This window comes from Streptomyces sp. NPDC006265, assembly GCF_040613555.1.
Classification (GTDB): domain Bacteria; phylum Actinomycetota; class Actinomycetes; order Streptomycetales; family Streptomycetaceae; genus Streptomyces.
In genome coordinates, this window is the sequence record NZ_JBEXSH010000440.1 from 1 (window position 1) to 7,451 (window position 7,451).

Annotated in this window: 7 protein-coding genes and 1 pseudogene; 6 read left to right on the forward strand and 2 right to left on the reverse strand. The window is 72.8% G+C overall.

Features of this window, described 5'->3' with window-relative positions:
* On the reverse strand, positions 1-903 hold a 903-nt coding region (locus ABZ281_RS29555; protein ID WP_356660364.1), incomplete at its 3' end, for an aldehyde dehydrogenase family protein.
* A gap of 157 nt (positions 904-1,060) precedes the next feature.
* Here ABZ281_RS29555 and ABZ281_RS29560 point away from each other — a divergent pair.
* From ABZ281_RS29560 to ABZ281_RS29570, 3 genes are all read left to right on the forward strand, one after another.
* Positions 1,061-2,125, forward strand: coding sequence for an MBL fold metallo-hydrolase (locus ABZ281_RS29560; protein ID WP_356660366.1), 1,065 nt, complete (start codon positions 1,061-1,063; stop codon positions 2,123-2,125).
* Positions 2,126-2,217: 92 nt separating this feature from the next.
* Positions 2,218-2,682: a nuclear transport factor 2 family protein gene (locus tag ABZ281_RS29565; RefSeq protein WP_356660376.1), complete on the forward strand. Its 465-nt coding sequence runs from the start codon at positions 2,218-2,220 to the stop codon at positions 2,680-2,682.
* Positions 2,683-2,738: 56 nt separating this feature from the next.
* Positions 2,739-3,644: a helix-turn-helix transcriptional regulator gene (locus ABZ281_RS29570; RefSeq protein ID WP_356660368.1), complete on the forward strand. Its 906-nt coding sequence runs from the start codon at positions 2,739-2,741 to the stop codon at positions 3,642-3,644.
* Positions 3,645-3,647: 3 nt separating this feature from the next.
* On the opposite strand, the gene ABZ281_RS29575 is transcribed toward ABZ281_RS29570, so the two are convergent.
* Positions 3,648-4,463 carry an SAM-dependent methyltransferase gene (locus tag ABZ281_RS29575; protein ID WP_356660370.1) on the reverse strand — a complete coding sequence of 272 codons (816 nt, stop codon included), beginning with the start codon at positions 4,461-4,463 and terminating at the stop codon, positions 3,648-3,650.
* Between the two features lie 499 nt (positions 4,464-4,962).
* Between ABZ281_RS29575 and ABZ281_RS29580 the strand changes: the two genes are divergently transcribed.
* From ABZ281_RS29580 to ABZ281_RS29590, 3 genes and pseudogenes are all read left to right on the forward strand, one after another.
* A complete protein-coding gene (locus ABZ281_RS29580; protein WP_356660372.1) occupies positions 4,963-6,171 on the forward strand; it encodes a prenyltransferase/squalene oxidase repeat-containing protein in 1,209 nt (402 codons plus the stop codon).
* Entirely contained in the window at positions 6,168-6,812 is a 645-nt protein-coding gene (locus ABZ281_RS29585; protein WP_356660374.1) for an SCO2322 family protein, read from the forward strand. The genes ABZ281_RS29580 and ABZ281_RS29585 overlap by 4 nt, the downstream gene beginning before the upstream one ends.
* A pseudogene (locus ABZ281_RS29590) lies at positions 6,805-7,451 on the forward strand (energy-coupling factor transporter transmembrane protein EcfT); the annotation flags it as partial. The gene ABZ281_RS29585 and the pseudogene ABZ281_RS29590, both read left to right, overlap by 8 nt.

The following is a 7,451-nucleotide window of genomic DNA, read 5'->3' on the forward strand; positions in this document are numbered from 1 at the left end:
ATAGTCTCCGCAGCACCCGACAGGACTCCCTTGGTATTGCCGCGGGGCCTGGCCGTTGTTCATCCAGTCCGCTGGGGCGATGCCCGCCACGGCCGTCTCCACGTCCGCGTCGGGCAGGACGACGGCCGCGGACTTGCCGCCGAGTTCGAGCGTCACGCGGGTGAGGTTGCGAGCGGCGACCTCCATCACGCGCTTGCCGGCCGCGACCGACCCGGTGAAGGAGACCTTGTCGACGCCGGGGTGCCCGACGAGGTACTCGCTGACGTCCCGGTCGGCGGGCAGGATCGACAGCACGCCCTCCGGCAGCCCGGCCTCGCGGGCGATCTCGCCGAGCAGATAGGCGTCGAGCGGGGACTCCGGGGAGGGCTTCAGCACGACCGTGCAGCCGGTGAGCAGCGCGGGGGCGAGCTTGGCGGCGGCGACGAACTGCGGGACGTTCCAGGGGACCACGGCGGCCACGACCCCGACGGGCTCGCGCCGCACGAGGATCCTGCCGAGCACGCCGTCGCGCCGCTCCTCGTGGGTGAAGTTCCGGGCGACCGTGATCGCCGAGTCCCAGACCATCACCGCGCCGAGGGCCTGGGCGAGGACGCTCCAGGAGTACGGCGAGCCGTTCTGGGCGGAGATCACGCGGGCGATCTCGTCGTGCCGGACGGCGATGGCGTCCTTGATCCGGCCCACGATCTCGATCCGCTCGTCGAGGCTCATGCGCGGCCAGGGCCCCTCGTCGAACGCCCGCCGCGCCGCCGCCACGGCCCGGTCCACATCCGCCGCCGAGGCGTGCGGGACGCGTCCGATGACCTCCTCGGTGTGCGGCGAGATCACCTCGATGACGTCCTGGCCCAGGGGGTCGGTCAACTCCCCGCCGATGAACAGCTGTCCGTGTTCCACGAGCTCGGTCATGGCCGACTGCCTTCCCGGGAGCCTTCTCTGACGGTTCATCAGATAGGCCACTGATACCAGCCCCGCCCACAGGAGTCCACGGACCGCGCACCACGGAGAGACTCCCGTTGGAACCCGTTCTAGTTATAGTGACGTGGAGTCGGCGACAGGGGAGCCCATGACACAGGTGACCGACCACGGCGGAGGCGTCCGGTCCCTCCGGGTCCCGATCCCGGACAACCCGCTGGGCCACACGCTGGTGTACGTCGTCGACACCGACCGCGGCCCGGTGCTGATCGACACCGGCTGGGACGACCCGGAGGCCTGGGACACCCTCGCGGAGGGCCTCACGGCCTGCGGCACCTCGGCCGCCGAGATCCACGGCGTGGTCATCACCCACCACCACCCGGACCACCACGGCCTGTCGGGCCGGGTCCGGGAGGCGTCGGGCGCGTGGATCGCGATGCACGCGGCGGACACCGCGGTCGTACGGCGGACCCGGGAAGCCCGTCCCGAGCGCTGGTTCGCCTACATGGCGGCCAAGCTCACCGCGGCCGGTGCGCCCGAGGAGCACATCGCGCCCCTGCGGCAGCCGAGCCACCGCACCCTGCCCGGCCTCTCCCCGGCCCTGCCCGACCGCGACATCGTCCCCGGCGAACTCCTGGCGCTGCCCGGCCGCCGACTGCGCGCGATCTGGACCCCGGGGCACACGCCGGGCCACGTCTGCCTCCACCTGGAGGAGGACCACCCGGCCCGGCTCCCGGGCCGGGGCCGCCTGTTCTCCGGCGACCACCTGCTGCCCGAGATCACCCCGCACATCGGCCTCTACGAGGATCCCGAGGACACTGGGGGTCCCCCCTGCTCGAGCGAAGCCGAGAGCCTGGGGGAGGTCACCGACCCCCTGGGCGACTACCTCGACTCCCTCGAACGCGTCGGCCGCCTGGCCCCCGCCGAGGTCCTCCCGGCCCACCAGCACCCGTTCCCCGACGCCGCCGCCCGTGTACGCGAGTTGCTCACCCACCACGAGTCCCGCCTGACCGACCTGCTGGCTCTGCTCGCCGAGCCCCTCACCCCCTGGCAGCTCGCCGAGCGCATGGAGTGGAACCGCCCCTGGGCCGAGATCCCGTACGGCTCCCGCACCATCGCCGTCTCGGAGGCCGAGGCGCATCTGCGGCGGCTGGTGAAGCTGGGGCGGGCGGAGGCGGTGCCGGGGAGCGAGCCGGTGACGTACGCGGCGGTGTGAAGGCGGGGTCGGCGAGCGCGGTCCGCCAGGTATTCGCGTCGCCGGAGAGGTCGCGTCGGTGCTACGAAACCCCCATGGACCCCACAGCCGCGATGGCCCCCATGGAACGCCTGCTCGCCGAACGCGCCTGCGAGCGCCTGATCCTCGACTTCGTCCACCGGCTCGACCTCGGCGAGCCCTCCTCCGTCGCCGAGCTGTTCACGCAGGACGGCGTCTGGCGGTGGCCGCACGACGGGCGGCTGGTCGAGGGCCGCGACGCGCTGCGCACGTACTTCGGCTCCCGTCCGGCCGGCCGGCTCTCCCGCCGCATGATGTCCAACGTCCTGGTCACCGTGACGTCGCCGAACACGGCCGGGGCGGTCTCCTACTTCACGACCTACCGCGTCGACGGCTACGACGGGGGCGTCATCCCGGCCGGGCCTCCGGTCCAGATCGGGCACTACGAGGACACGTTCCGACGGGCCGACGGGACCTGGCTGCTCGCCTCACGGACCCTTCATCTGCCCTTCGGAGGGGCCACACCGCGACCGAACGTGCCCGCTTCATCAGGCCCTTGACGATGTGGAGCGCCCTAGGATGGCCGGAAGCAACACTCGCACCGGGAGAGACGCCCATGGGCACCGAAGAGGCCGCACCCACGACGACCGGCAGCAGGGCCCTGGACGGCGGATGTGCCGGGCCCATGGTGCCGCGGCTGGCCCTCGGTGCCCGGCTGCGCGGGCTGCGGGAAGAACGGGGCATCGGGCGGGCGGACGCGGGACACGTCATCCGCGCCTCCTCCTCCAAGATCAGCCGGATGGAAGCCGGCCGCCACGGCTTCAAACTGCGGGACGTCGCCGATCTGCTCACCCTCTACGGCGTCACGGACGAGGCCGAGCGCGCCACCCTGCTGGCGCTGGCCGAGCAGGCCAACACCCCTGCCTGGTGGCGGTCGTACAACGATGTCGTGCCGGCCTGGACCCAGACCTACCTCGGGGCCGAGCAGGCGGCGAGCCTCATCCGCTGCTTCCGGGTGCAGCGCGTCCCCGGCCTGCTGCAGACCGCCGACTACGCGCGGGCCGCGGCGCGGCTCCTGCACCCGGACGCCGGTACGGCGGAGATCGACCGCCGGGTCGCCCTGCGGATGGCCCGCCAGCGGATCCTGCACCGGCGGCCGGCGACCCGGCTGTGGGCCGTGATCGACGAGGCGGCGCTGCGCCGCCCGGTGGGAGGTATCCGTGTCATGCGGGACCAGCTCAGGCATCTCATCGAGATCTGCCGGCTCCCGCACGTGACGGTGCAGATCCTGCCGTTCGCCGCCGGCGGGCACGCTGCGGAGGGCGGCCCGGTCACCATTCTGCGGCTGCCCGGTGGGCAGTTGCCCGACGTGGTCTATCTGGAGCAGCTCACCGGCGCCCTCTACCCCGACCGGCCGGCCGAGATCGAGTGCTACTGGGATGCCATGAACCGGCTGGTGGTCGAAGCCGAGTCGCCGGACGAGACTCCGACCATCCTGCACCGCGTCCTTCAGGAGACCTGAGGGTCAGCGCTTGAGGGCGACGCCGCCGTACTGGTGCACTTCCGCCGGCAGGCCCAGGGCGGCCGCGTCGGGACGCCAGCGCGAGCAGGACGCCACGCCCGGTTCGAGCAGCTCCAGGCCGTCGAAGTAGCGCGCGATCTGCTCGGGGCTGCGCAGGATGTACGGGATCGAGCCGCCGTCGTTGTACTGCTGGATGGCCCGGACGTAGTCCTCGCTGGTGTCGGTGGAGTCGTACTGCACGAGGTAGCTGCCGGGGGGCAGGGCGTCCACCAGCTGCCGCACGATCGAGCGGGCCTCGTCGTGGTCCTCGATGTGGCCCAGGATGCCCATCAGCATGAGGGCGACGGGCTGGTCGAAGTCGAGTGTCTTCCCGGCCTCCCGGACGATGGAGCCCGGCTCGCGCAGGTCGGCGTCGACGTAGTTGGTGACGCCTTCCGGCGTGCTGGTGAGCAGGGCGCGGGCGTGGGCCAGCACCAGCGGGTCGTTGTCGACGTAGACGATCCGGCTCTCCGGGGCCACCCGCTGGGCGATCTGGTGGGTGTTGTCCACGTTGGGCAGGCCGGTGCCGATGTCCAGGAACTGGCGGATGCCCTCCTCGGTGGCGAGGTGGCGCACGGCGCGGGCCAGGAAGTAGCGGGCGGCGCGGGCGCCGGTCTCGATCCCGGGGAAGACCTCGCGGAACGCGTCACCGGCGACCCGGTCGACTTCGTAGTTGTCCTTCCCGCCCAGCCAGTAGTTCCAGATCCGGGCCGAGTGCGGCACCGAGGTGTCGATCTTGGGAAACGGCTCCTGCTCGGAGTTCTCCACCTGGTCGGTCATGGACGCTCCTGCGTGTGTGGTCGGGACGCCCCACGTTAGCCGGTCCACGCCCCGGAGAGGATCAACTCCTGTGCAGCATCCAGGAGTTCCACCTCGGTCACACTCATCGCCTGATCGGGCGGTCCTACGACGCCGGGCCTCGGCGAGAGCGGACCGGGTGAGGGGCGTCGAGCCGGCGAGGAGTCCGCCCACCCCGGCCCCCTCGGCCGGATTCCTACGGGCGGGTACAGTGAGCGGGTCGTCATCACACCGTACGGGGGGAAGCCGGTGCAATTCCGGCGCTGACCCTTCCCCAAGTTCTCGACTGCGCTCGAACAGGGGAGACCCCTATCGTGAACCGCCGCGCGGCGGTGAGCCGGATCGCTTCGTACGGTTTCGTGACCGGCTCACGTGCCCGGCAGTCCGCCGGTGCACGGCACCGTCGAGGTATACGGAGCCGAGCCGCCGGGGGGTGCCCCGTGCTGCCCGGCTCCCCCACAGGGAGAGGCACCCGCCGATCATGAACGTCCGCCGCAGCGCCGCGGTCCTGGCCGCCGTCGCCGTGATCGGCGCCGCCACTCCGGCCGCCGCCGACCCGTCCCCGTCGCCGTCCCAGGCCTTCCCGTCCGCCCTGTACGGCGGCTCGGACCCGAAGTACGACGGGGTCTGGCGCCAGTCGCTCGCCCTGCTCGCGCAGGACACCGTGGGTGTGAAGCCGGCGGCGAAGTCCGTGCGGTGGCTGACGCGGCAGCAGTGCGAGAACGGCTCCTTCGCCTCGTACCGCCCCGACCCCACCGCCGCGTGCGACGCCACGACCATGCTGGACACCAACGCCACGTCCGCCGCCGTGCAGGCCCTCACCGCGCTCGGCGGGCACGACGACGTCACCGGCAAGGCCGTCGCCTGGCTGAAGTCCGTGCAGAACAAGGACGGCGGCTGGGGCTATTCGCCCGGCGGCGCCAGCGACACCAACTCGACGTCGGTCGTCATCGGCGCGCTCGCCGCCGCGGGCGAGAAGCCGGAGCGGGTCGAGAAGGACGGCGAGTCGCCCTACGACGCGCTGCTGAAGCTCGCCCTGCCCTGCGGCGGGGACGACGACGGCGCCTTCGCGTTCCAGCCGGACAAGAAGGGCGAGCTCGCCGCCAACGCGGACGCCACGGCGGCCGGTGTGCTCGGCTCCCTGGGCAAGGGCATGGTCGTCGAGCCCGGCAAGAAGTCCGACGCGACCTGCGAGAAGGCCGGAACGCCGGAGCAGGCGGCGGCGAACGGGGCGGGCTACCTCACCGCCGCCCTCGCCAAGGACGGCAACCACCTCATGTCCGCCCTGGCCGGTGCCGAGCCCCAGCCCGACTACGGCAACACCGCCGACGCGGTCGTCGCGCTCGCCGCACAGGGCGACACCGCGCAGGCGGAGAAGTCCGTGCGGTGGCTGGAGAAGAACTCCGCGTCCTGGGCCGCGCAGAGCGGTCCGGCCGCCTACGCCCAGCTGATCTTCGCCGCCCACGCTACGGGCGCGAACCCGCGCGACTTCGGCGGCGCGGACCTCGTGAAGCAGCTGGGCGCGACGGGCCCGGCCCCGCAGACCGAGCAGAAGACCAAGGCCGCGGACGAGAAGGAGGACTCCGGTTCGGACTTCTTCGGCGTCTGGTGGTACGTCGGCGTCTGCCTCGTCGCCGGCATCGGCATCGGCTTCCTGTTCACCGGCCGCAAGAAGAAGCAGCAGCCGTGATCCGCCGGGCCCTTCTCCTCCTCCTGGCCTCGCTCCTGCTGTGCGCGGGCGCGGGCCGGGCCCAGGCCGCCGGTTACCGGTACTGGTCGTTCTGGGAGCGCGACGGCGAGCACTGGGTCTACGCCACCCAGGGCCCGTCCCTGGCCCGCCCCTCGGACGGTGACGTCCAGGGCTTCCGCTTCGCGGTGAGCGAGGACTCCGCGAACGCGGCCCGGCCGCGCGGCAAGGCCGACTTCGCGACGATCTGCGCGAAGACGCCCGCGCAGGACGGCAGGAAGCGCGTGGCCCTGGTCATCGACTTCGGCACCCTGTCGGACGCGCCCGAGGACGAGACCCCGCCCGCCGCCCGCACGGCCTGTGCCCGGGTCTCCCCCGACGCGACGACGGCTGAGGCCCTGGCGGCGGTGGCCAAGCCGCTGCGGTACGACACCAACGCCCTGCTGTGCGCGATCTCGGGCTATCCGGAGAAGGGCTGCGGCGAACAGGTCTCGCAGCAGCGGCCCCCGGAGCACCGCACGCCCACGGCGGAGCAGAACACCCCGTCTGACGACGGCGGCCCGTCCCTCGGCCTGGTCGCGGGCATCGCCGTGGTGGTGGTCCTGGGCGGGGCGGCGATCTGGCAGGTACGGCGGCGTGGGTAGCGCCACCCGACGCGGCCGCCGGGCCCAACTGCACCCCGGAGCCTGGTGGCTCTGGGCGCTGGCCCTCGGCACGGCGGCCACCCGCACCACCAACCCTCTGCTCCTCGCCCTGCTCATCACGGTCTCCGCCTACGTCGTGGCGACCCGCCGCCCCGACACCCCCTGGTCCCGCTCCTACGGCGCCTTCGTCAAGCTCGCCCTCGCCGTGATCGTCATCCGTCTGGTCTTCGCGATCGTCCTCGGCTCCCCCATCCCGGGCACGCACACCCTCCTCGCCCTCCCCGAGCTCCCCCTCCCCGCCTGGGCCCAGGGCATCCGCCTCGGCGGCGAGGTGACCGCGGAGGCCCTCACCTTCGCCCTGTACGACGGTCTGCGACTGGCCACCCTCCTCATCTGCGTCGGCGCCGCGAACGCCCTCGCCAGCCCCTCCCGCCTCCTCAAGTCCCTCCCGGGCGCCCTGTACGAGATGGGCGTCGCGGTCGTCGTCGCCCTCACCTTCGCCCCGAACCTCATCGCCGACGTGCAGCGCCTGCGCGCCGCGCGCCGCCTGCGCGGCCGCCCGGACAACGGCATCAGGGGCCTGCTGCAGGTGGGGCTCCCGGTCCTGGAGGGCGCGCTGGAGCGCTCGGTCTCCCTCGC